Source organism: Caulobacter sp. 73W (assembly GCF_041021955.1).
Lineage (GTDB): Bacteria > Pseudomonadota > Alphaproteobacteria > Caulobacterales > Caulobacteraceae > Caulobacter.
The window spans coordinates 1,226,257-1,250,023 of sequence record NZ_CP158375.1; the positions used below are offsets into that span (position 1 = coordinate 1,226,257).

Below are 23,767 nucleotides of genomic sequence, written 5' to 3' on the forward strand. Positions count from 1 at the left end.
CAATGAAAAAGGCCCCGGATCGCTCCGGGGCCTTCGTCATTCTCGGCCTCGGCCGTCGTCGCCTTACGGCATCGACTGGCGGTCGGCGTCCACATCCGCGTGCGGATGGTTCTGGGCGTCGTTCACCCCATGCGACCACTTCTTGAGGAAGGGCGAGGCGACCAGGAAGGCGACGCCGAAGCCCACGCCCCACCAGCCGATGGTGTTGAACACGCCGACCGAAGTCTCCAGCGCCTTGGCCGGGTCGAGGACCTGACCGCCGACGGTCTCGGTGCCCGCCAGGCTGGCGATGAAGCCGCCCACGTACTGGGCGATGGAGCTGGCCAGGAACCAGACGGCCATCATGAAGGCCACCACCGTGCTGACCGACAGCTTGGTGATCTCCGACAGGCCGACCGGCGACAGGAACAGCTCACCTGTGGTGTGCAGCAGGTACATGATGCCCAGGAAGATCAGCGGCAGGCGATAGTCGTCGCCGGCGTAGCTCGCCCCCCAGACCAGCACCAGGAAGCCGAGGCCGACCTGCATCAGGCCCAGGCCGAACTTGACCATCGGGCCGATATCCATGTTGCGGGCGCCCATATAGCTCCACGCCCAGGCGAAGATCGGGGCGAAGATCAGGATGAAGCCCGCGTTGAACGACTGGGTCTGCGAAGCCGCCAGGCCGGTGTTCACCCAGAAGGTCGAGGCCGGGTCGATGCCCGCCGCGGCCAGCTGCTGGGCGTTGCCCAGGGTCACGGCTCCGTTGAACCAAACCAGCGGCTGGCTGACGATGGTCAGGTCGACGTTGCGGTCGGCGAACAGGTTGAGCGACGAGCCCGCCTGTTCGAACAGGGTGAAGAACACCACCGAACCCAGGATCAGGATCAGGGCCAGGCCCATCCGCTCACGCTGGATCTTGTTGCACTGGGTGACCATGAACCAGCCGATATAGGCCAGCGACGCGGCGGTGCCGGCGGTCAGGGCGATGCCCACCCAGCTGTAGCGCTGGACCAGCACCCAGACGACAGCCACGCCCGCCAGCGAGGCGAGGTAGATCAGGGTCTCGCGGTTGATCGGACCGACGACCTTCTCGGCCAGCTTGGCCGGAGCCGGCGGCTCGCCCTTGCCTTGCAGCAGCGGCTTGCCGAGCACGAAGACGATGAAGCCGAGCAGCATGCCGATCCCGGCCAGGCCGAAGCCCGCCCACCAGCCGACGTTTTGACCCAGCCATCCGCACATCAGCGCCGCCCAGAACGAGCCGAGGTTGATGCCGTAGTAGTAGAGGGTGAAGCCGGAATCCCGGCGCGGATCGCCCTGCGGATAGAGCTGGCCGACGATGGCCGAGATGTTCGGCTTCAGGAAGCCCACGCCCATGATGATCAGGGCCAGGGCCAGGTAGAAGATGTTGACGTAGGTCTGGTCGCGACCGGCGACCTCCATGGAGTACGAGCCCTTGGCCAGCACCGCCGGCAGCGGCGCGTCGGCGGGCAGGTTCTGGATGGCGAGGCCGCCGTCGGCCGTGGCCGTCCAGTCATAGGCGTTCTCGCCCACCTGCAGCTTGACCTCGCGGTCGCCGCCGGCGCCCTCCACCTGGAAGACATACTGCGCGCCCTGATAGTTCAGGACCTGCTGGGCGGACTTGCCCTCGACGGCCATGGTCAGGTGGCCGGCCACCAGCAGCAGGGCGCCGAACGCAACCGCCTTGCGGGTGCCCAGATACTTGTCGGCGAGGAAGCCGCCGATCAGCGGCAGCAGGTAGACCAGCGAGGTGTAGGACCCGTACTGGGCGTTCGAGAACTTGTCGTCGAAGAGGAAATGCTGGGTCAGATAGAAGATCAGGATGGCCCGCATGCCGTAGTAGGAGAACCGCTCCCACATCTCGGCGAAGAACAGGATGATCAGCCCGCGCGGATGGTTTCGCAGCAGCTGGATCAGCACCGGAATGCCGGTGGCGAGCGTCACGAGGAGCCCGATAAACAGAACGATATTCATACAGAAATCCCGACCAAACGGCGGACGCGGGGTCCCCCAAGACCGAACCGCGACCACCCCATTTGGCGGGGAGAAAATCATGCGTGTGACAGTTACACAAGCAACGGCTTGGCGAATGGACCCGGCTTAAGGGGTCATGCGTTTCGTCCCTCAAGCGAGGAGACCGCCATGGAAACGACTGCGAACAACGACCATCCCCTTCGCCTGCAACGGAAGAGCGGCCGCGTGCAGGTGCTGTTCGAGGGCCATCTGATCGCCGACAGCGGCGACGTCCTGGTGCTGAACGAAGCCGACCTGACTCCGGTCTTCTATTTCCCGCGCCAGGACGTGGAGATGGAGAAGCTGGTCCAGAACGACATCGTCACCCACTGCCCCTACAAGGGCGATGCCCGGCACTTCACCGTGCTGCGCGACGGGGTGATGATCGAGCGCTTCGCCTGGTCATATGACCGGCCGAACGCCGAAGCGTCAGGCCTGGCCGAGCGCATCGCCTTCTATCCCGAGCATGTAGACTTCCACGAAATCGCCGCCGCCCCTGGCGAGCAGCGCGCCGTCGGCGCCGACGCCGATCCGCGCGTGGACGAGGTGGTCCAGCATACCGACTCAGGATCGGGCGCCAGCCAGAAGGATCACTGGGAGCCGAACGTCGGCGAGCCGGAGCTGCGCGACGACGAAGACCCCGACGGCCCGCCCGATCGCGGTGTTGGGTCGATCTAGCGCGGTGCGTCCTTCGACTTGTCCGCTGCGCGGACGCTCAGGATGACGAATTCAGCAACAAGTCGCGGTATGCTGAGCGGCGCGAAGCGCCAGTCGAAGCACGCAAGGCCTAGTAAGCGTCTTCAGCAAACACCCGCGTCACATCACCGCTCCAGGGGCCGTGATACTTTTCCAGCAGCCGTTCGGCGGGGGTGATCCCGCTGTCGGCGATGGCTTCGAGCTCGCCCAGATAGGTCGTCTCGTCGATGAAGCCGCCGTCCAGGCGGTTGCGGTTCTTCAGGCCCTGGCGGGCGATCGCCACTAGCTCCTTGGCCACGTCCTGGCTGGTGCGGCCGCCGACCTTTGCCTTCAGACCCAGGCGCGGGGTGTCGTTGCGCAGCGTCTCGCGGTCTTCACGGCTCCAGCCCTTGGCCAGGTCCCAGGCCGCCTCCAGCGCCGCGTCGTCGTAGAGGATGCCGGTCCACAGGGCCGGCAGGGCGCACAGGCGGCTCCACGGGCCGCCGTCGGCGCCGCGCATCTCCAGATAGGTCTTCAGACGCACTTCCGGGAAGATGGTCGTGGTGTGGTCGGCCCAGTCCTTGATCGTCGCGCGCTCGCCCGGAACCGCGTCCAGCTTGCCGTCGATGAAGTCGCCGAACCGCTTGCCGGACACGTCGATGTACTTGTCGTCGCGCTTGACGAAATACATCGGCACGTCGAGCGCGTAGCGGGCGTAGGCCTCAAAGCCGAAGCCGTCCTGGAACACGAAGTCCAGCATGCCGGTGCGGTCGGCGTCGGTGTCGGTCCAGACGTTGGCGCGGGCCGACAGGAAGCCGTTAGGCTTGCCCTCGGTGAAGGGCGAATTGGCGAACAGGGCCGTGGCGATGGGCTGCAGGGCCAGGCTGGTCCTGAACTTCTTGATCATGTCGGCTTCGCTGGCGAAGTCGAGATTGGCCTGCACGGTGCAGGTGCGGAACATCATGTCCAGGCCGAGCTTGCCGACCTTGGGCATGTAGTTGCGCATGATCACGTAGCGGCCCTTGGGCATCACCGGCGACTGCTCGCGGGTGATCGTGGGGTGGAAGCCCAGGCCCAGGAAGCCGAGGCCCAGCTCGTCGGCCACGGTCCTGACCTCTTCCAGGTGACCGCCGGTCTCGCTGCAGATGTCGTGCATGGTCTCCAGCGGGGCGCCGGAAAGCTCGAACTGGCCGCCCGGCTCCAGGCTGACATTGGCGCCGTTGCGCTCCAGCCCGATCAGGGTCTCGCCTTCATAGACGCCCTTCCAGCCGAACCGCATCAGGCCGGTCAGCAGGGCGTGGATGCCGTCGGGGCCGTCATAGACCGGGGGCGTGTTGTCCTTCAGGCGGAAGCCGAACTTCTCGTGTTCGGCGCCGACACGGAAAGCCGACTTCGGCTTTTCGCCCTTGGCGAAATAGGCCGTCAGGTCGTCCAGCGAGAGGGGACGATCGTCCTGCATGCCGTCAGCCATTCCTATCGACTCCCCAGCCGTACTTCATTGTCGCCACGCCCGTTGCGATTGACGACCTTCGCGCAAGTGGGCGCTTCGGGGGCCAAGCTCAAGAGCAAAACGCTCAAGAACGCCAATCGCCCGCCGCGGCTTGCCAAAGGGTCAACGCCGAGATGGCCGCCGTGTCGGCCCGCAGGATGCGCGGACCCAGGGAAACGGGGGTGACAAAGTCCAGTCCGCGCAGGCGTTCGCGCTCCTCCGGGGCGAAGCCGCCCTCGGGTCCGATCAGCACCGCGGCGGCGTCCTGGGGCTTCAACGCCGCCAGCGCCGGCCTCGCGTCGCCGCCCTCGTCGCAGAACACCAGGGCGCGGCCGGCGTCCCAGCCGTCCAGCATCCGGTCGAGCTTCTCGGGCGCGACCACCTCGGGCACGTCCAGGCGGCCGGTCTGCTCGGCGGCCTCCGTGGCGATGGCTTGCAGGCGGGCGACATTGGTGTGGTCGGCGTTGGTCCGGCGGGTGGTCACCAGGCGCACCCGGCGGGCGCCCAGCTCGGCCGCCTTCTCGACGATGGTCTCCAGCCGATTGCGCTTCACCAAGGCGATGACCAGGTCCAGGTCAGGGCCGATGTGCTGCGGCCGGGTCTGTTCCTCGGCGATGAGTTTCGCGCCCTTCTTGGACACCTCGCTCAGCACCGCCCGCCACTCGCCGTCGCGGCCGTTGAACAGCAGCACCGCATCACCCAGGCCCAGGCGCATGACGCTGGTCAGATAGCGGGCCTGGTCCGGCGACGGCGAAACCTGGCCGCCGGCCTTCAGGTCATCGGGAATGAACAGTCGGATCATGCCCGCTTCTACAACGCCCGCCGCCTGTCTGGACAGCGGTTCGACCCCACGGCACACAAGGACATGGCCAAGGGCTACGACCTTTCCGCACGCGAGGCGCGGCGCATGGCGCTGACGGCCCAGGGGTTCGCCGGGACGGCGCGCAAGGGCTCGCCCGCCCAGGTGCGCGGGGTGGCCGAGCGGCTGGGCGCGATCCAGATCAACTCCGTCAATGTCCTGACCCGCACCCACTACCTACCCGCCTTCTCGCGGCTGGACGGCTATGAGCGGACCAGCCTGGAGAAGATCGCCTGGAGCAAGCGGCGGACCCTGTTCGAGTACTGGGGCCACGAGGCGTCGCTGATGCCCATGGAGATGCAGCCCCTGTTCCGCTGGCGCATGGCGCGGGCGGCGGCGGGCGAGGGCATCTGGAAGGGCATCGCCCGCTTCGCCCGCGAGCGGCGGGACTATGTCGACAATGTCCGCGACCGGATCGAACGAGGCGGCCCGGTGACCGGCGGCGACTTCGCGGACGGCCCCAAGAAGGCGCCCGGCTGGTGGGAGTGGAGCGAGGGCAAACGCGCCCTGGAATGGCTGTTCTGGACGGGGGAGATCACCACCCTGACCCGGCGCGGGTTCGAGCGGGTCTATGACCTGACCGAGCGCGCCCTGCCCGCCGCCAGCGCCCTGCCGACACCGTCGGACGAGGACGCCCAGCGCGAACTGGTCCGCATCGCCGCCCGCGCCATGGGCGTGGCGACCGAGGCCGACCTGAGGGACTATTTCCGCCTGCCCCTGGCCGACGCCCGGGCGCGGGTGGCGGAGCTGGCCGAGGCGGGCGAGCTGACACGGGTGCAGGTGCAGGGCTGGGACAAGCCGGCCTATCTGCACGCCGCGGCCAAGGCCCGCCGCGGGTCGCGCAACGTGCTGCTGTCGCCGTTCGACAACCTGATCTGGTTCCGCGACCGGACAGAGCGGATCTTCGATGTGAAGGTGCGGCTGGAGATCTACACCCCGGCCGACAAGCGGACCCACGGCTACTACGTCCTGCCCTTCCTGGAGGGCGAGACGGTCACCGCCCGCGTGGACCTGAAGTCCGACCGCCAAACCGGCGCCCTGCTGGTGCAGGCGGCGCACGCCGAGCCCTGGGCGACCAAGGACACCCCCGCCCTGCTGAAAGCGGAGCTGGAAAGGATGGCCGCCTGGCTGGGGCTGGAGCGGGTGGTCATCGTCGGCAAGGGCGACCTCGCGCCAAGGCTTGCGGCGCTCTGATCCACGGGCCTAGGCTGGGCCCATGAAAGACGACGCCTATCAGGAGCAGCTGGAGGCCCTTCAGGTCCTCCTCGTCCATTTCCAGCAGGACGCGATCCGCGACGGCGACCGGGTGGTCATCGTCTTGGAAGGCCGCGACAGCGCCGGCAAGGACGGGACGATCAAGCGGGTCACCGCCCACATGTCGGCCCGCAACACGCGCGTCGTCGCCCTGCCCAAACCCACGGAGCGCGAGCGGGGCCAGTGGTTTTTCCAGCGCTATGCCGAGCACCTGCCGACGGCGGGGGAAGTCGTGCTGTTCAACCGCTCCTGGTACAACCGGGCGGGGGTCGAGCCGGTGATGGGCTTCTGCACCCCGGCCGAGCATGAGGCGTTCCTGGAGGACGCCCCGCATTTCGAGCGGATGCTGATCGACGGCGGCATCAAGCTGGTGAAGATCTGGCTCGACATCAGCAAGGACGAGCAGGCCGAGCGCCTGGACGCCCGGCGCAGCGACCCGCTGAAGGCCCTGAAGGTCAGCGACCTGGACGCCGAGGCGCAGAAGCGCTGGGACGCCTATTCCGCCGCCCGCAACCAGATGCTGATCCGCACCCACAGCATCCACGCTCCCTGGGTCTGCGTGCGCGCCGACAAGAAGAAGAAGGCCCGGCTGGCGGTGATCCGCCATCTGCTGACCGCATTGGCCTCCAAGGATATCGCCGCCAAGGCCGGGGAGCCGGACCCTGAGGTCCTGTTCCCCTTCACCCAGGCCGCGATCGAAGACGGACGACTGGCCCGCTAGGAGCCCCATGACCGAACGCAGGAATATCGCCGTCGGACGGCTGCTGATCGGGCTGGCGCAGGGGGTGACCCTGTTCGGCCTGCATCACGCCGAGCAGGAGAAGCTCTGGCCGGCGGGCATGGCCGCGCTCTATGGGGCGCTCATCCTGACGGCCGGCTTCGCCCCCGCCGTGCTGCTGGCGGGGATCGGCGCCCTGCGCCGCCGGACCTTGATCCTGACCTTCGCCGGGGCGGCGCTCTTCACCCTGTTCATGGGCGGCTACGGGGTCTGGCGAAACCCCATGGACTACAGCACGCCCCGCCTGTTCCCGGGGCCGGAGTTCACCCTGACCGCGGCGGTGGCTCTGTTCGTCGCCTATCACCTGGTGGAGCCCGCCGACGCCGCGCGGCGCCGGATCGCGCCCTATGCGGCCTATTTCGAGACCGCCTGGAAGCGCGGCGTGCAGCTGGCCCTGTCGGTCGGCTTCACCGGCGTGTTCTGGGCCCTGCTGTTCCTGGGCGCCTCGCTGTTCGAGGTGATCGGCATCCGGTTCTTCATCGAGACCATCCGCACGGCCGAGTTCGCCTACACGGTGACGCCGGTGGTCTTCGCGGCGGCGGTGCACCTGGCCGACGTGCGGGGCGCCATGATCCAGGGGGTGCGGACGATGGTCCTGACCCTGCTGGCCTGGCTGCTGCCGCTGCTGACCCTGATCGTGGCGGGCTTCCTGGCAAGCCTGCCGTTCACGGGGGTCAATTCCCTGTGGAGCACGCGCAGCGCGGGCGGGCTGATGCTGGCGGCGGCGGCCAACCTGATCATCCTGATCAACGCCGCCTGGCAGGACGGTGAAGAAGCCCCCCACCGCATCCTGGGCGTCGCCGTGCGCGTGGCGTCCTTCCTGCTGGCGCCGCTGGCCGGGCTGGCGGCCTGGGCGCTGGCTTTGCGGATCGGACAGTACGGCCTGAGCCCGGAGCGGATCATCGCCGCCGCCTGCACGCTGATCGCCTCGGGCTACGCCGTGGGCTACATCGCCGCCGTGGCGCGCAGGACGGCCGGACTGACGGGTCTGGGCCGGACCAACATCGCCATGGCCTTCGTCCTGCTCGGCCTGATCGCGGCGCTGTTCAGCCCTATCGCCGATCCCATGCGGCTGTCGGTCAACGACCAGCTTCATCGCCTGCACAAGGGCAAGATCAGCGCCGAGGCGTTCGACTACGACTTCCTGCGCTTCCAGTCGGGACGGTTCGGGAGGAAGGCGCTGGAAGGTCTGGCACGGGGTGATGACGCCACCGTGGCCGCCTGGGCCAAGGCCGCGCTCCAGCGCAAGACCCCGCTGACTAAAGCCCCCATTCCCTTCCCCAGGAGCTCGAAGCTCAACATCCTGCCGGAAGGCCGCAGCCTACCGATCGGCTTCCCGCCGGGAGCGATCAGCTGCATCGGCGACAAGCCGTGCGACGTGCTGCTGCATGACGTGAACGGCGATGGCCGCGAAGATGTCCTGGCCTTCGAGGGCGGCAGCGCCGTTGCCTATCTGGCGGCGCCGGAGGGGGGCTGGCCCCGTGCCGGAAAGTTCATCAGCCTGTGCGCCTGGGAGCGCGAACCTTCCCTGGCCGATCTGGTCGAACAGGGTCGGATCCAGTCCGTCGACCGGACGGTGAAAGACCTGTTGGTGGACGGTCGCCGCATGCGCTTCGACCCCGAAAGCACGAACTGCCCGACGCGGTAGGGGCGTCTCTCTCCTCCCCTGTAGCGAAGCGTACGGGGGAGGTGGATCGGCGAAGCCGAGACGGAGGGGGCGTCCGCGCGCTCCGAGCCCAGTCTGCGCCCCCTCCACCACTTCGTGGTCCCCCTCCCCCGCTTCGCAGGGGAGGAGAGAGCGCCCCCTAGGCCGTCCCCTCGGCCACCGCGTTGAGGCGGGCGTAGATGCCGCCCTGGGCCTTGAGCTGGGCGTGCTTGCCCTCCTCGACCACGCGGCCGTTCTCGAACACCAGGATGCGGTCGGCGTCGCGGATGGTGGACAGGCGGTGGGCGATGACGATGGTCGTGCGGCCGGCCATCAGCGCCTCGGTGGCGGCCTGGACCAGCAGCTCGGTCTCCACGTCCAGGGACGAGGTCGCCTCGTCCAGCACCAGGATCGGGGCGTTCGCCAGGAAGGCGCGGGCGATGGCCACGCGCTGGCGCTCGCCGCCCGACAGCTTGACGCCCCGCTCGCCCACCAAGGTGTCGTAGCCCAGGGGCAGGCGGCTGATGAAGTCGTGGGCGCGGGCGCGCTTGGCGGCGGCGATCACATCCTCCAGCGGCGCGTCAGGACGGGCGTAGGCGATGTTCTCGGCGATGGAGCGGTGGAACAGGGCCGGGTCCTGCGGGACCAGGGCGATGGCCTGACGCAGGGAGCCTTGGGTCACCTTGGACACGTCCTGGCCGTCGATCAGGATGCGGCCGCCGTGCAGATCGTAGAGACGCTGGACCAGCTTGACGAAGGTCGACTTGCCGGCCCCCGTGGTGCCGACCAGGGCGACCCGTTCGCCCGGCGCAATGACCAGGGAGAAGTCGTCGTACAGGGGCCGCTCGGCGCCCTTGTAGCCGAAGGTGACGTGGTCGAAGGCGATCATGCCGCGCTCGGGAACGAAGGCGGCGGCGCCGGCGGCGTCGGGCACCTGGGCCTGGTCGCGGGCGTAGGCGGCCACGTCCTGGGCGTCGTCCAGGCCCTTCTGCATCATGCGGACGTTCTCGCCCACATTGCGCAGATAGCCGCTCATCAGCATGAAGGCGGTGATGGCGAAGGCCACGTCGCCGGGGGTGGCGCGGCCCTGGCTCCACAGCCAGACCATCAGGCCCGACAGGCCGGCCTGCAGCGCCACCAGCATCATGCTGTGGATCAGCCAGACATCGACGAAGCGGTTCCAGGTGATGACCACCGCCTTGGCCCAGGCGCTGGTGATCTCGCCCAGGCGGGCCTGCTCGCGCGCTTCGGCGCCGAAGCTCTTCACCGTGGGGTTGGCCGAGACCGCGTCGGCCAGGGCCGCGCCGATCTTGGAATCGAGGGCGGTGGAGCGCAGGTTCGCCGGGCGCACGTACCAGGTGGCGAAGGTCAGGTTGGAGATCAGGTAGAGCGTCACCACCACGAAGGAGAACACGCCCACGATCGGCCAGCGCAGGCCCATCATCACCGACAACCCGACCAGTACGATCACCGCCGGGCCGAGGGTCAGGACCACCGCGTCCGAGGCGCTGTCATAGCCCCACATGGCGCGGGTCAGGCGGCGCACCGTGGCGCCGGCGAAGTTGTCGGCGTGCCAGTCGGCGGAGAAGGACTGGACCCGGCCGAACGCCTCGTCCGTCAGCTCGCGCATGTTGCCGGCGGCCATGACGTTCCAGAACCGGAACGACAGGATGCGGATCAGGGTGAAGCTCAGATAGATGCCGACGAAGAACGCCCAGGCGCGCCAGGCGCCGTCGGCCTGACCGGCCGGGCTCGAAACCGAGTCGACCAGACGGCCCGCCGCCCAGGGAAGGGACAAATCCAGCCCGACGGCGATCAGCATCAGGGTCAGGGCCGAGAAGAACAGCCGCTTGCGACGCAGCCAGAAGCCGCCGACGAAGCCAAGGACCTGCCGGTTGCTCAGGACGCGGCGCGAGCCGTCGTCTTCGTGGTCTTCGATATCGTCGCTCATGGTCGGCGACAGATAGGCGCGCCGTGTGACGGCGTCACGGGGCCGTCGTCACGCCGGCCGGTTTACCGGTCAGCTGTGGTCGAGATGCAACCTGATCAGGCCCTTGGCGGTGCGGGCGACGGAGCGCACCGGGCCGTCGCCGCCCAGGGTGACCCGCGCGCTGCACGAGCCTTCCATCAGCAGCAGCAGACCGTCGGCCAGATCCTCGTCCTTGGCGCCGGCGGCGGCGCACAGCTCGATCAGGCGGCGGTGCATCTCGCGCTTGAAGTTGACGCTGATGACCTGGGCCGGGTGGTCCTTCTCGTGCAGCTCGATGGCGGCGTTGGCCAGGGGGCAACCATGGACGTCCTTTTCGGCGGCCTTGGCCTCGAAAGCGTCGAACAGGGCTTCGAGCTTGTAACGGGCGCAGTCGGGGCAACCGTCGAGGACGGCGTCCCACCAGATCCAGTAGTCCCGCTCCTGCTCGCGCATCACCTCGGCGATCAGGTCGTCCTTGGACGGGAAGTTTCGGTAGAGGGTCATCTTGGTGGCGTCCGCCTCGGCGGCGATGGACTCCACCCCCACGGCGCGGATACCGCGCTCATAGAACATCTCACGAGCGGTCTCGAAGATGCGGTCGCGGGCGGGCCGCTTCGACACGACGTCCACGATCTTTTCCCCCTCAGAAATTCTCGAACCCATTTTTGTGGCCTCATCTTGACGTGAGAGTGACCGGTCAGTATCTCTCGTAACGAGGATACCGAACGGTATCGTCACATAACGTACATCGGCTCTTGTTCGACCAAGGTCAAGCACAGCCGCTGCGACAATTCCACCGCCGCCCTCCGCACAGCCCAGGTCGGAACCAGACAAAACCAGCCCGGACGGACCAATCCGCCGGGAGCGAACCCTTGCACTCTCTCGCCAACGACAAACGCAGGACCTCCCCCATGCGTAACAAGCTGATCTTCAACTCTTTCGCCGTGCTTGCCGCCACGGCCGTACTCGCCGCATGCGGGGCCAAGGCCCAGCAGGAGGCCGCGCCTCCGCCGCCCCAGGTCTCGGTGACCGATGTCGCCTTCAAGAACCTGCGCCAGTGGGACGACTTCACCGGACGCCTCGAAGCCGTCGAGAGCGTCGACATCAACCCGCGCGTCGGCGGCTACATCAACAGCATCGGCTTCCAAGAGGGCGCGCGCGTCCGCAAGGGCCAGGTGCTGTTCCAGATCGACCCGCGCCCGTTCCAGGCCGACGCCAACCGCGCCGCCGCCGAGGTGGACCGCGGCCGCGCCCAACTGGAGCTGGCCACCGCCAACAAGGAACGCGGCCGCCGCCTGCTGGACCAGAACGCCGTCGCCCAGAGCGAATTCGAGCGCCTGGAGGCCGAGGAGAAATCCGCCCGCGCCAATCTGGCCGCCGCCCAGGCCGCCTTGCAGTCGGCCCGCCTGAACCTGGAGTTCACCCGCGTGGTGTCCCCCATCGACGGGCGCGTCTCCAAGGCGCTGATCACCCGGGGCAACCTGGTCACGCAGACCAGCCTGCTGACCACCGTGGTGTCGGACACGCCGATCTACGCGACGTTCAACGCCGACGAGCAGACCTTCCTGAAGTACGCCGCCGCCGAGCGCGGCAAGCAGAGCCCGGTCTATCTGGGCCTGATGACCGAGGACGGTTACCCCCACCAGGGCCGGCTGCAGTTCATCGACAACGCCATCGACGCCAAGAGCGGCACGATCAACGGTCGGGCGATCTTCGCCAACGCCGACGGCCGGTTCACGCCAGGCCTGTTCGCCCGCATCCGCATGGTCAGCGAGGCGTCCGAGAACGTCGCCCTGGTGCCTGATCGCGCCATCGCGACGGACCTGGGCAAGCGCTACGTCATGGTGGTCGGGGCCGACAACAAGGCCCAGTACCGTCCCGTGGTGCTCGGCCCGCTGGCCGGCAACCTGCGCATCGTCCGCCAGGGCCTGAAGCCCGGCGACAAGGTGATCACCGCCGGCCTTCAGAAGGTCCGCCCGGGCGACGCGGTGAAGGCCGTCAAAGCCCCCGCGCCCGACTTCGCCGGCGACCTCGCCCAGATCGAGACGACCGCACGCCAGGTGGCCCAGGCCACCCAGGCCGGCGGCCAGAACTAGAACCCCGCGAGCCTAAGGGGCTTTCTCCATGAACTTCTCAAAGTTCTTCGTGACCAGGCCGCGGTTCGCCGCGGTCCTGTCGATCATCATCTTCATCGCGGGCCTGGTGTCGCTGCCGGCCCTGCCGATCAGCGAATATCCGGAAGTGGTGCCGCCGACGGTCGTCGTGCGCGCCGTCTATCCGGGCGCCAACCCGTCGGTCATCGGCCAGACGGTGGCCGCCCCCCTCGAACAGTCGATCAACGGCGTCGAGGGCATGCTCTACCAGTCGTCCCAGTCGGCGGCGGACGGGGTGATGACCTTGACCGTGACCTTCGCCCTGGGCACCGACCTGGACCAGGCCCAGGTGCAGGTCCAGAACAAGGTTGCGCAGGCCCTGCCCAAGCTGCCCCAGGAGGTGCAGCGCATCGGCGTGACCACCACCAAGGCGTCGCCCGACCTGACGCTGGTGGTCCACCTGACCTCGCCCGACAATCGCTATGACACGCTGTATCTGAGCAACTACGCCCAGCTGAACATCAAGGATCGCCTGGCCCGGATCGAGGGCGTGGGCGACGTGCAGATCTTCGGCTCGGGCGCGTATTCCATGCGCGTCTGGCTGGACCCGGATCGCCTGGCCGCCCTGAACCTGACGGCGGGCGACGTGGTGCGCTCCCTGCGCGAGCAGAACGTCCAGGTGGCCGCCGGCCAGCTCGGCGCCCCGCCGACCCCCGGCATGTCGGACTTCCAGCTGTCGGTGAACGCCCCCGGGCGTCTGCAGGACGAGCAGGAGTTCGGCGAAGTCATCGTGCGCGCCGGCGCCGACGGCCAGATCACGCGCCTGCGCGACGTGGCCCGCATCGAGCTGGGCTCCAACACCTATGCGCTGCGCGCGCTGCTGGACAACAAGCAGGCCGCGGCCATGCCCGTCTTCCAGCGCCCGGGCTCCAACGCCCTGGAGATGGCTGGCGAGGTCAAGAAGGCCATGGAGGAGCTCTCCAAGGAGTTCCCCGAGGGCGTGAAGTACGAGATCGTCTACGACACCACCGCCTTCGTGCAGGAGTCGATCGACTCGGTGGTCCACACCCTGATCGAAGCGCTGGTCCTGGTGGTCATCGTGGTCGTGGTCTTCCTGCAGAGCTGGCGCGCGTCGATCATCCCGCTGCTGGCGGTGCCGGTGTCGCTGATCGGCACCTTCGCGATCATGCTGATGCTGGGCTTCGGCCTGAACGCCCTGACCCTGTTCGGTCTGGTGCTGGCCATCGGCATCGTGGTCGATGACGCCATCGTCGTGGTCGAGAACGTGGAGCGGCACATCGCCGACGGGCTCAGCCCGCCGGAGGCCACCCGCAAGGCCATGGCCGAAGTGACCGGGCCGATCATCGCGGTCGCCCTGGTGCTGTGCGCCGTGTTCGTCCCCGCCGCCTTCATCAGCGGCCTGACCGGAGAGTTCTATCGCCAGTTCGCCCTGACCATCGCCATCTCGACGGTGATCTCGGCCATCAACTCCCTGACCCTGTCGCCGGCCCTGGCCGCCGTCCTGCTCCAACCGCACGGCGCGGAGAAAGACCGCTTCCAGAAGCTGATCGACCGGGCGCTGGGCTGGTTCTTCGGACCGTTCAACCACTACTTCGGCCGCGCCTCGAACGGCTATGTGCGGACGGTGTCGCGGGTGCTGGGCAAGTCCAGCGTCGCCATCGTCGTCTATGGCGGGCTGATCCTGCTGACGGTGTTCGCCTTCGCCAAGACGCCTGGCGGCTTCGTGCCGCAACAGGACAAGGCCTATGTCGTCTCGATGATCCAGCTGCCCGACGCGGCGTCGCTGGACCGCACCGAGAAGGTCGTCCGCGAGGTGACCGATATCGGCATGAAGATCCCCGGCGTCGCCCACGCCGTGGCCTTCCCCGGCCTGTCGATCAACGGCTTCATCAACAGCCCGAACTCCGCCGTCGTGTTCTTCCCGTTGGAGGACTTCAAGTCCCGCCGCGGGCACGACAAGTCGATGGAGACCATCGTCGGCGAGCTGAACGCCAAGCTTAGCCAGATTCCCGACGCCCAGATCGCCAGCTTCCCGCCCCCGTCCGTCCAGGGCCTGGGCACCATCGGCGGCTTCCGCATGCAGATCGTCGACAAGGCGGGCCTGGGTTCGGACGAACTGTACAAGGAAACCCAGAACCTGATCGCCAAGGCGCAGAAGGATCCGGCCCTGGCCGGGGTGTTCTCCAGCTATCAGGTGGGCGTGCCCAAGATCGAGGCCGATATCGACCGCGAGAAGGCGCGTGCTTCGGGCGTGTCCCTGACCGACCTGTTCGAGACGATGCAGGTCTATCTGGGCTCGCTGTACGTCAACGACTTCAACCGCTTTGGCCGCACCTACGAGGTCAACGTCCAGGCCGACCAGCGCTTCCGCCTGCAGCCCGAGCAGATGCTCCGACTCCAGACCCGGAACGCCGACGGCCAGATGATCCCGCTGGGGTCGTTCGTGACCTTCAAGGAGGGCACGGGTCCTGACCGCGAGATGCACTACAACGGCCTGCTGACCGCCGAGATCAACGGCGGCCCGGCGCCCGGCTACTCCACCGGCCAGGCCCAGGCGGCGCTCGAGAAACTGGCCGCCGAGGAACTGCCGAACGGCATGGGCTTCGAGTGGACCGAGCTGACCTACCAGCAGATCCTGGCGGGCAACACGGCGGTGTTCATCTTCCCGCTGTGCGTGCTGCTGGCCTTCCTGGTGCTGGTCGCCCAGTACGAGAGCTGGAGCCTGCCGCTGGTCGTCATCCTGATCGTGCCGATGACCCTGCTGTCGGCCCTGGGCGGGGTGTTCCTGACCCAAGGCGACAACAACATCTTCACCCAGATCGGGCTGATCGTGCTGGTCGGGTTGGCGTGCAAGAACGCCATCCTCATCGTCGAGTTCGCCCGCGAGCGGGAGATGCACGGCGACAGCCCGCTTCAGGCGGTGCTGGAAGCCTGCCGCCTGCGCCTGCGTCCGATCCTGATGACCTCGATCGCCTTCATCATGGGGGTCTACCCCCTGGTGGTGTCGCACGGGGCCGGGGCGGAGATGCGCCAGGCCATGGGCGTGGCGGTGTTCAGCGGCATGATCGGGGTGACCTTCTTCGGCCTGCTGCTGACGCCCGTCTTCTACTACGTCATCCGCCGCTTCACGGCCCGCAAGGCCGTCCTCCCCGCCCCGGCGGTCGAGGCCGAAGCGCAAGCCTCGCACTAGGTCGGGAGAGACCTCATGACCTTGCTACGCACCCTGCTCATCGCCGGCGCCAGCCTGACGGCCGTCGCCTGCGCGGTGGGCCCTGACTACAAGGCGCCGGCCGTCGCGCCGGTCGCCTACCAGAACGCCGAGACCTTCGTCACCACGGCCAACCCCGAGGTGGAATGGTGGAAAGGCTTCGAGGACCCGATCCTCGACCAGCTCGTCATTCAGGCGCTGGGCGACAACCTGGACCTGCGCGTCGCCATCGCCCGCGTGGCCGAGGCGCGGGCCCTGTTCACAGACACCAAGCTGGACCAGCTGCCGCGGGTCACCACCCGCGGCGCCTATTCGCTGACCGACCAGCAGTTCCCGGCCGGCAATCCCCGGATCGAGATCGAGGCGTTCCAGGCCGGCTTCGACGCCGGCTGGGAGCTGGACCTGTTCGGCCGCGTGCGCCGGGGCGTGGAGGCGGCGCGCGCCGACCTCGGCGCCACGGAGGCCGACCTGCGCGACGCCCAGGTGACGGTCGCCGCCGAGGTGGCCCGCAACTACTTCGAACTGCGCGGGGCGCAGGAGCGGCTGGCCGTGGCCCGCCGCAACCTGGAGACCCAGCGCGAGACGGTGCGCCTGACCCAGGTGCGCTTCGACGTGGGTCGCGGCGACGCCATCGACGTGGCCAGCGCCACGGCGCGGATGAAGGCCACGGAAGCGGCCATCCCGGTTCTGGTCACGGCCGAGACGCGGGCGAACTACCGCCTCGCGGTCCTGACCGGCCAGCGTCCGGGCGCGCTCGACACCCTGCTGGCGCCGCGCGCCGAGGGGCTGCGACCGCTGATCAAGGCCCTGGCCATCGGCGACGCCGGCGACCTGCTGCGCCGGAGGCCTGACGTGCAGGCGGCCGAGCGCCGCCTGGCCGGACAGACCGCCCGGGTCGGGGTGGCGACGGCCGACCTGTTCCCGCGCGTCAGCGTCACCGGCTTCGTCGGCTTCCTGTCGGGGGACCTGTCGTCCTTCGGGAACGCCAGCAGCCGGGCATGGAGCGTGGCGCCGACCGTGACCTGGCCGGGCCTGGACTTCATCGGCGCCCGGGCGCGGCTGAAGGCGCAGGAGGCCCGCGAGGAGGCCAGCCTGGCGACCTATGACCAGACCGTGCTGCGGGCCATCGAGGACCTGGAGAACGCCCTGGTCGCCTATCGCCAGCAGCAGGCGCAACTGGCAAGCCTGACCGAGCAGGCCAGCGCCTCGCGCCGGGCGGCGGAGCTGGCGCGGGTGCAGTATCGCGAGGGCGGGATCGACTTCCTTGTCCTGCTCGACGCGGAGCGCACCCTGCTGGCGGCGGAGGACGCGCTGAGCGTCGCGGAAACCGGCGTGAACACCAATGTGGTGGCCATCTACAAGGCATTGGGCGGGGGCTGGACTCCGGCCTGATAAAGTCTGCGCGGGCGTTCGTCCCCAGCCACGCCCGCGCAGGCCCCTTTCATCATGACGGTTCGATGACTAGCTTCACCTGATGATCGAAGCTCTCCTCAAGCAGCAGATCAAGGTCGGCGACCTGACCCTGCGCCTTCCCGGCGGCAGGACGATCAGGGCCGGCGACGGGACCGGAACGCCGGTCACGGTCCGCCTCAACAGCCGGGGCGTCAGACGCATCGCCGCCAAGCCGACCCTGGGTCTTGGCGAGGCCTTCATGGACGAGGACCTGGTCTTCGAGCAGGGCCGCATGTGGGACCTGCTGGAGATCGTCGGCCGCAGCGGCTCGCGCATCCCCAAGGGACGCGGCGGGGTGCTGACCCGGCTGAAGCGGGCCATCAAGCGGCGCATCCAGCAGGCCAACGGACGGGTCGCCTCCCGCCGAAATGTGCACCACCACTACGACATCTCCAACGACCTCTACCGGCGGTTCCTGGACGCCGACATGCAGTACTCCTGCGCCTACTTTCCGCGCGAGGGGATAAGCCTGGAGGAGGCCCAGGCCGCCAAGAAGGCGCACATCGGCGCCAAACTGCGGATCGAACCGGGCGACGAGGTCCTGGACATCGGTTCGGGCTGGGGCGGCATGGCCATGACCCTGGCGCGCGACTTCGGCGCCGACGTCACCGGCGTGACCCTGTCCACCGAGCAGCTGGAGCTGGCCCGTGAACGGGCGGCCAAGGCGGGGCTGGCGGATCGAGCGAGGTTCGAGCTGACCGACTATCGCGACATCACGCGCACCTTCGACCGCATCGTCTCGGTCGGCATGCTGGAACATGTGGGGGCGCCGAACTTCCGGGGCTATTTCGAGACCGTCCGCCGGCTGCTGGATGAGGACGGCGTGGCCGTCATCCACTCCATCGGCCGCATGGAAGGCCCGCGCACCACCAACCTCTTCACCAACAAGTACATCTTCCCCGGCGGCTATGTGCCGGCCCTGTCGGAGATCGTCTCGGCGGCCGAGGACGCGGGCCTTTGGGTCACCGACGTGGAGATCCTGCGCATCCACTACGCCGAGACCCTGCGCCACTGGCGCGAGCGGTTCCTGGCCGATCCGGAGATCCCGTCGCTGTATGACGCGCGGTTCCTGCGCATGTGGGAGTATTATCTGGCCTCGGCCGAGGTGGGCTTCCGCTACGGCGGGCACATGGTCTTCCAGATCCAGCTGACCCGGAAGCTCGACACCCTGCCGATCACCCGCGACTACCTGGCGGGGAGCTGACCTTCTCCTCCCCTGTAGCGAAGCGTACGGGGGAGGGGGACCGCCCCCGGGCTCGACCGAACCCGAGGACAGGCTCCGCGGTGGAGGGGGCATGACTGGGCTCAGAGCAGGCGGTCGCCCCCTCCACCACCCTTCGGGCGGTCCCCCTCCCCCGCTTCGCAGGGGAGGAGAAAGGGGCAGGCCCTTAGTTCTGCAGCAACGCCACCGTCCCCTGGCCGCCGTCGGCGCAGATGCTGACGATGGCGCGGGAGCCCTTGGGCCGGCTGGCCAGTTCCTTGACCGCCTGGGACAGGATGCGGGCGCCCGTGGCGCCGAAGGGGTGGCCCAGCGCCAGGCTGCCGCCGTTGGGGTTCACCCGGTCCTTGGGGAACGGGCCGAAGGTGTGGGGCAGACCCACCTTGGTCTTGAGGAAGGTCTTGTCCTCCAGCGCCTTGATGTGGGCGGCGACCTGGGCGGCGAAGGCCTCGTGGATCTCCCACAGGTCGATGTCGGCGTACTTCAGGCCGTGGCGGGCGAGCAGCGTGGGGATGGCGTAGGCGGGGGCCATCAGCAGGCCCTCGGTCTTGAGGTCCACCGAGGCGACCTCGAAGTCCACCAGCTTCACGCGCGGCGTGTCGGCGGGCAGGCGCTTTAGCCCCTCCTCCGAGGCGACCCAGATGGCCGCCGCGCCATCGGTCAGCGGCGAGGAGTTGCCGGCGGTCAGGGTCCCCCGGCCGCTGGTGCGGTCGAAGGCCGGCGGCAGCTTGGCCAACTTCTCCAGCGAGGTGTCCTTGCGCGGGATCGTGTCCTTCTTCACCCCGCCCAGGGGCGCGACCAAGCTGTCGAAGAAGCCGCGATCCCAGGCGGCCACGGCGTTGACGTGGCTGGCCAGGGCGATGACGTCCTGCTCCTCGCGGGTCAGGGCCCAGTCCTTGGCGGTGATCTCGGTGTGCTCGCCCATGCTCATGCCCGTGGTGCGGTTCACCACCTTGGGAATCCACAGCTTGAGATTGGCGGGGTTGAGGGTCTTCAGGTGGGCCAGCTTCTTGCCCGTGGTCTTGGCGCCCTGGAACTTGCGGATCCAGTCGGACAGGCCCTGGGTCAGGCCGATCTGCACGCGGCTCATGGCCTCGACCCCGCCGACCAGGGCGAGGTTGCGGGCCGCGCCGTCGATCATGCCGGCGGCCTGGAAGGCGCCCATCATGCTGGTCGAGCAGGCCATGACTGTGGAATAGGCCGGGATGGTCGGGCCGACGCCGCTGTCGATCAGCACCTCGCGGGCGATGTTGCTGAAGGTCAGACTGGGGATCACCGTGCCCCAGACGGCGAAGTCGGGCGGGCCGCCTTTCAGTTGGGCGGCCATGGCCTGGACTACCGGGACCGACATGCTGATGGCGTCATAGCCGCCGAGGGGAGCGTCGACCTTGGTGAAGGGGGTGCGCAGGCCGGCGGCGAGCCAGACCTGGGGTTTCGCATGAGCGGATCTGGTGGCGGTCTTCTTCGGGGCGGCGGCCATGGATGTCTCCCAATCAGGGCTGACAGCTTAGCTAGGCATCGCGACGCCGGATTGAAGATTTCAGCGGCGCTTCTTCTTCGAGAACGGCTTCCAGCGCAGGAAGCCGCGGATGGCCGGGCCGATCACCGGAGTGCGCAGGATCGGCTTCACCGCGCTGGGCCGGGTCTTCACGAAGCACATCACCGCGCCGATCCAGAAGATCGTGGTCGGCATGCCGGGGATGAAGATGTTGGCCGTGCCGATGGCGAACAGCGTCCCGCCCACGGCGTCGAGCGTCCAGCGGTAGACGCGGGATCGGGGACGGCGGGCGGAGGGCTTCATCGGGCGGGACAATGGCGCCGTTTTACGCGAATGGCTCGCAATATCGTTGATCGAGATCAGTGGGGGAAGATGGGGCCGCCCTCCCTGGGGGAGAGATGGGAGGGCGGCCAGGGCCTCTGCTCCGCGGCGATGGGAGCGGGAGAGGCCGTCGGGGTGAGAACAACCTCGGCTTACCCCTGCCAGAAATCCAATTGATTGTTTTTCTCGATCCGATTGGAAGGTTCTATGGCGCGTCCGCCCAAGCGTCGCGGTAAGCCAAGGGCCATGACCACGCCCCTTCCCGACGCCGCGCCCGCCAACTGGGTGGACCGGCTGGCTCCCCCCGCCCTGCGTCCCTGGCTGCGGCTGGGCCGCTTCGACCGGCCGGCGGGAATCTGGCTGCTGATGCTGCCCGGCTGGCAGGGGATCGCCCTGGCCTCGGCGGCGCGGGAGCAGCTGCCCAGCCCCTGGCTGCTGCTGGCCTTCTTCCTCGGCGCGGCGCTGATGCGGGCGGCGGGCTGCGCCTATAACGACATCGTCGATCGCGACTTCGACGCCCAGGTGGCGCGCACCGCCCTGCGGCCGATCCCGGCGGGAGAGATCAGCGTCAAGCAGGCCTGGGCCTTCGTGGTCGGCTGCTCGCTGGTCTCGCTGCTGATCCTGCTGAGCCTGGGGACCACGGCCATCGTCCTGGGCGTGCTGTCGCTGGGCCTGGTGGCCGGCTATCCGTTCATGAAGCGGATCACCTGGTGGCCGCAGGCGTGGCTGGGCCTGACCTTCAACTGGGGGGCGCCGCTGGGCTATGCGGCGGTGACGGGCATGGTCGAGCCGCCTGCCCTGCTGCTGTACGCGGCGGGCGTCTTCTGGACCCTGGGCTACGACACCATCTACGCCCTGCAGGACATCGAGGACGACGCCCTGGCTGGGGTGAAGTCGTCCGCCCGCCGCCTGGGCAAGGGGGTGCGCAAGGGGGTGTTCGGCTTCTACGTCCTGACCGCCCTGCTGGCGGCGGCGGCGGCGTGGTCGTCGGCCTTGGGGCCGATCGCCTTCACCCCGATCTGGGCGGTGTTCGCGGCGCATCTGCTGGCGCAGGTGGTGCTGCTGAAGCCGGACCAGCCGCAGCACGCGCTGAAGCTGTTCAAGTCCAACGCCTGGGCGGGGCTGATCCTGTTCGTCGCCCTGGCCGCCGGGATGTTCAACAACAGCTGACCCCGCGTCACGCTTGGCGCGCCAGCCCCGTGGTGAGATGATCCCGCCATGGCCGCCGCAGCCCGCGTCAACCCGAAGGACTTCTTCACGCCCGAGGAATGGGCGCCGCTGTCCGCGCGCTCATCGTGGAAGGGGCTGGCCCTGGTCGCCCATGCCTGGATCGTCATCGCGGCGGCGGGGGCGATGTTCGTGGTCTGGCCGAACCCGCTGACCTTCGTCCTAATGGTGATGATCACCGGCACGCGGCAGCTGGGCCTGGCGATCCTGATGCACGACGCGGCCCATGGCTGCCTGCACAGGAACCTGAAGGTCAACGACTGGGTCGGCCAGTGGCTGTGCGCCGCGCCGGTGGGCGGAAACCTGGTCGGCTATCGCACCTATCACCTGACCCATCACAAGTTCGCCCAGCAGGCGGAGGATCCGGACCTGGTCCTGTCCGCCCCCTTCCCCACCACCCGCGCCAGCCTGCGCCGCAAGATCGTCCGCGACCTGACGGGGCAGACCTTCTTCAAGCAGCGGTTCGGGCCGCTGCTGGCGCGGCTTAAGAAGCGCGAGCACGGGCAGCCGGCGGGCGCGATTTTCGCCACCGAGGCGGCGCGGTCGGCGGTGTTCCTGCTGTGGAATCTCGGCCTGTTCGCGGTGCTGGCGGCGACGGGATACTGGTGGGCCTATTTCGTCTGCTGGCTGCTGCCGCTGGCGACGTGGTTCCCGCTGGTCACGCGCCTGCGCAACATCGCCGAGCATGCCCTGGTGGCCAAGGACGAGGCCGATGCCCTGCGCCACGCCCGCACCACCAAGGCCAACTGGATCGAACGCGCCCTGATCGCCCCCTACTGGGTGAACTTCCATGGGGAGCACCACATGTTCATGCACCTGCCCTGCTGGAGCCTGCCGCGCGCCAACCGGGTGCTGGAGAAGAAGGGCGTGACCCAGGGGATGCTCACCGCGCCGGGCTATCTGACCGTGCTGAAGGCGGCCTCCGCCGCGTGATCGTCCCAACCCTGGAAGGCCGCCGCGCCTTCATCCTGGAAAACACGCGCCTGCAAGCGCCGCCGCACGCGCTCGAACTGGTCCTGCATCTGGCGGACGAGATCACGCCCCTGTGGCGGATGACCGAGGAAGCGCTGGAGGAAATCGGCCTGCCGCCGCCGTTCTGGGCCTTCGCCTGGGCGGGCGGGCAGGCCCTGGCGCGCTATGTGCTGGATCATCCGGAGCTGGTGCGCGGCAAGACGGTGGTCGACTTCGCCACCGGCTCGGGCCTGGTGGCCATCGCCGCCATGAAGGCAGGCGCGGCGCGGGTCATCGCCACCGACATCGACGTGTTCTGCGAGGCGGCGGTGAGCCTGAACGCCGAAGCCAACAGGGTCGTGGTGGACTTCACCGACCGCAACCTGCTGGACGACGCGCCGCCGCAGGCCGAGGTCTTCCTGGCGGGGGACGTGGCCTATGAGAAGCCCATGGCCGAGAAGGTCCTGGCCTGGCTGGGGACGGCGCGGGACGGCGGGGCGAAGGTGCTGATCGGCGATCCGGGGCGGACCTATTTCCCCAAGAGCGGCCTGGAGAAGCTGGCCGAGTATCAGGTGCCCACAACGCGGGAGCTGGAGGACCTGGCGGTGAAGAAGACGTCCGTCTGGACTCTGCCTTGAGCGGCGACTAGAACATTTGAAGAACATTTTCGGAGGAACGAGCAATGCGTGAAGACGGCAAGATCGACTATGTGGAGCTGCCGGGCGGCGCGCTGCCGGCGACCAAGGACTTCTACGGCAAGGCCTTCGGCTGGACCTTCACCGACTACGGCCCAGAGTACGCCGCCTTCGACCAGGGCGTGGACGGCGGCTTCGACGCTCAGAAGGAAGCCGTGACCCAGCCGCTGGTGATCCTGTTCGCCCATGACCTGGAGGCCATGGCCGACAAGGTGACGGCGGCCGGCGGGACCATCGTGCAGCCGATCTTCAGCTTTCCCGGCGGGCGGCGCTTCCACTTCCGCGACCCGGCCGGCAACGCGCTTGGAGTGTGGTCGGACAAGTAGCCGCAGCCACCTCTTAACCGCACTTCCGTATCGACAAGACTTCCCCCGCGTGGCTAGGCTGTTAACCGGCCGGA

General features: G+C 68.4%; 19 protein-coding genes. 12 read left to right on the forward strand and 7 right to left on the reverse strand.

The genetic code is table 11. The features are described 5' to 3' along the window. Positions 1-63: 63 nt before the first annotated feature. Positions 64-1,974: a peptide MFS transporter gene (locus ABOZ73_RS05815; protein ID WP_369061464.1), complete on the reverse strand. Its 1,911-nt coding sequence runs from the start codon at positions 1,972-1,974 to the stop codon at positions 64-66. Between the two features lie 168 nt (positions 1,975-2,142). On the opposite strand from ABOZ73_RS05815, the gene ABOZ73_RS05820 reads away from it, so the two are divergent. Further along, positions 2,143-2,691 (forward strand): DUF427 domain-containing protein, encoded by a 549-nt coding sequence (locus tag ABOZ73_RS05820; protein WP_369061466.1) that lies wholly within the window; start codon positions 2,143-2,145, stop codon positions 2,689-2,691. A gap of 109 nt (positions 2,692-2,800) precedes the next feature. Here ABOZ73_RS05820 and ABOZ73_RS05825 read toward each other — a convergent pair whose 3' ends face one another. Next, on the reverse strand, positions 2,801-4,159 hold the full coding sequence (locus ABOZ73_RS05825) for a glutamate--cysteine ligase (RefSeq protein WP_369061468.1): 1,359 nt from the start codon (positions 4,157-4,159) through the stop codon (positions 2,801-2,803). A 103-nt stretch (positions 4,160-4,262) separates the two neighbouring features. Then, positions 4,263-4,979, reverse strand: a complete 717-nt coding sequence (locus ABOZ73_RS05830; RefSeq protein WP_369061470.1) for a 16S rRNA (uracil(1498)-N(3))-methyltransferase — start codon at positions 4,977-4,979, stop codon at positions 4,263-4,265. 63 nt (positions 4,980-5,042) lie between these two features. On the opposite strand from ABOZ73_RS05830, the gene ABOZ73_RS05835 reads away from it, so the two are divergent. From ABOZ73_RS05835 to ABOZ73_RS05845, 3 genes are read left to right on the forward strand one after another with little or no spacing between them, the layout of a single operon-like run. Next, on the forward strand, positions 5,043-6,230 hold the full coding sequence (locus ABOZ73_RS05835; protein ID WP_369061472.1) for a winged helix-turn-helix domain-containing protein: 1,188 nt from the start codon (positions 5,043-5,045) through the stop codon (positions 6,228-6,230). 22 nt (positions 6,231-6,252) lie between these two features. Next, positions 6,253-7,011: a polyphosphate kinase 2 gene (ppk2, locus tag ABOZ73_RS05840; RefSeq protein ID WP_369061474.1), complete on the forward strand. Its 759-nt coding sequence runs from the start codon at positions 6,253-6,255 to the stop codon at positions 7,009-7,011. Positions 7,012-7,018: 7 nt separating this feature from the next. Further along, on the forward strand, positions 7,019-8,716 hold the full coding sequence (locus ABOZ73_RS05845) for a DUF4153 domain-containing protein (protein ID WP_369061476.1): 1,698 nt from the start codon (positions 7,019-7,021) through the stop codon (positions 8,714-8,716). 157 nt (positions 8,717-8,873) lie between these two features. Here the strand turns inward: ABOZ73_RS05845 and ABOZ73_RS05850 are convergent, their stop codons facing one another. Together ABOZ73_RS05850 and ABOZ73_RS05855 are read right to left on the reverse strand one after the other, a co-directional pair. After that, on the reverse strand, positions 8,874-10,664 hold the full coding sequence (locus ABOZ73_RS05850) for an ABC transporter ATP-binding protein (protein WP_369061478.1): 1,791 nt from the start codon (positions 10,662-10,664) through the stop codon (positions 8,874-8,876). Positions 10,665-10,733: 69 nt separating this feature from the next. Continuing rightward, the gene (locus ABOZ73_RS05855) at positions 10,734-11,312 is read right to left on the reverse strand and encodes a TetR/AcrR family transcriptional regulator (protein WP_369061480.1); all 579 of its coding nucleotides are present in this window, start codon (positions 11,310-11,312) and stop codon (positions 10,734-10,736) included. 281 nt (positions 11,313-11,593) lie between these two features. Here ABOZ73_RS05855 and ABOZ73_RS05860 point away from each other — a divergent pair, with 281 nt between their 5' ends. The 4 genes from ABOZ73_RS05860 (at position 11,594) to ABOZ73_RS05875 (ending at position 18,660) form a co-directional block, all read left to right on the forward strand. Continuing rightward, the gene (locus tag ABOZ73_RS05860) at positions 11,594-12,778 is read left to right on the forward strand and encodes an efflux RND transporter periplasmic adaptor subunit (RefSeq protein WP_369061481.1); all 1,185 of its coding nucleotides are present in this window, start codon (positions 11,594-11,596) and stop codon (positions 12,776-12,778) included. 28 nt (positions 12,779-12,806) lie between these two features. Beyond that, the gene (locus tag ABOZ73_RS05865) at positions 12,807-15,986 is read left to right on the forward strand and encodes an efflux RND transporter permease subunit (RefSeq protein ID WP_369061483.1); all 3,180 of its coding nucleotides are present in this window, start codon (positions 12,807-12,809) and stop codon (positions 15,984-15,986) included. Between the two features lie 15 nt (positions 15,987-16,001). Next, positions 16,002-17,396, forward strand: coding sequence for an efflux transporter outer membrane subunit (locus ABOZ73_RS05870; RefSeq protein ID WP_369061484.1), 1,395 nt, complete (start codon positions 16,002-16,004; stop codon positions 17,394-17,396). An 82-nt stretch (positions 17,397-17,478) separates the two neighbouring features. Continuing rightward, positions 17,479-18,660 carry a class I SAM-dependent methyltransferase gene (locus ABOZ73_RS05875; protein ID WP_369061486.1) on the forward strand — a complete coding sequence of 394 codons (1,182 nt, stop codon included), beginning with the start codon at positions 17,479-17,481 and terminating at the stop codon, positions 18,658-18,660. Between the two features lie 184 nt (positions 18,661-18,844). Here ABOZ73_RS05875 and ABOZ73_RS05880 read toward each other — a convergent pair whose 3' ends face one another. Continuing rightward, positions 18,845-20,155, reverse strand: a complete 1,311-nt coding sequence (locus ABOZ73_RS05880; protein WP_369061487.1) for an acetyl-CoA C-acyltransferase — start codon at positions 20,153-20,155, stop codon at positions 18,845-18,847. 60 nt (positions 20,156-20,215) lie between these two features. Continuing rightward, complete coding sequence (locus ABOZ73_RS05885; protein ID WP_369061489.1) at positions 20,216-20,476, reverse strand: DUF454 family protein; 261 nt, start codon at positions 20,474-20,476, stop codon at positions 20,216-20,218. A 264-nt stretch (positions 20,477-20,740) separates the two neighbouring features. On the opposite strand from ABOZ73_RS05885, the gene ubiA reads away from it, so the two are divergent. Genes ubiA through ABOZ73_RS05905 form a run of 4 tightly spaced genes read left to right on the forward strand, consistent with a single transcriptional unit; the run spans position 20,741 to position 23,693 of the window. After that, entirely contained in the window at positions 20,741-21,664 is a 924-nt protein-coding gene (gene ubiA / locus ABOZ73_RS05890) for a 4-hydroxybenzoate octaprenyltransferase (protein WP_369061491.1), read from the forward strand. A 48-nt stretch (positions 21,665-21,712) separates the two neighbouring features. Further along, positions 21,713-22,654, forward strand: coding sequence for a fatty acid desaturase family protein (locus ABOZ73_RS05895; RefSeq protein WP_369061493.1), 942 nt, complete (start codon positions 21,713-21,715; stop codon positions 22,652-22,654). After that, complete coding sequence (locus ABOZ73_RS05900) at positions 22,651-23,310, forward strand: methyltransferase (RefSeq protein ID WP_369061495.1); 660 nt, start codon at positions 22,651-22,653, stop codon at positions 23,308-23,310. Before ABOZ73_RS05895 ends, ABOZ73_RS05900 begins: the two co-directional genes overlap by 4 nt. 44 nt (positions 23,311-23,354) lie before the next feature. Beyond that, the gene (locus tag ABOZ73_RS05905) at positions 23,355-23,693 is read left to right on the forward strand and encodes a VOC family protein (protein ID WP_369061497.1); all 339 of its coding nucleotides are present in this window, start codon (positions 23,355-23,357) and stop codon (positions 23,691-23,693) included. Positions 23,694-23,767 lie beyond the last annotated feature (74 nt).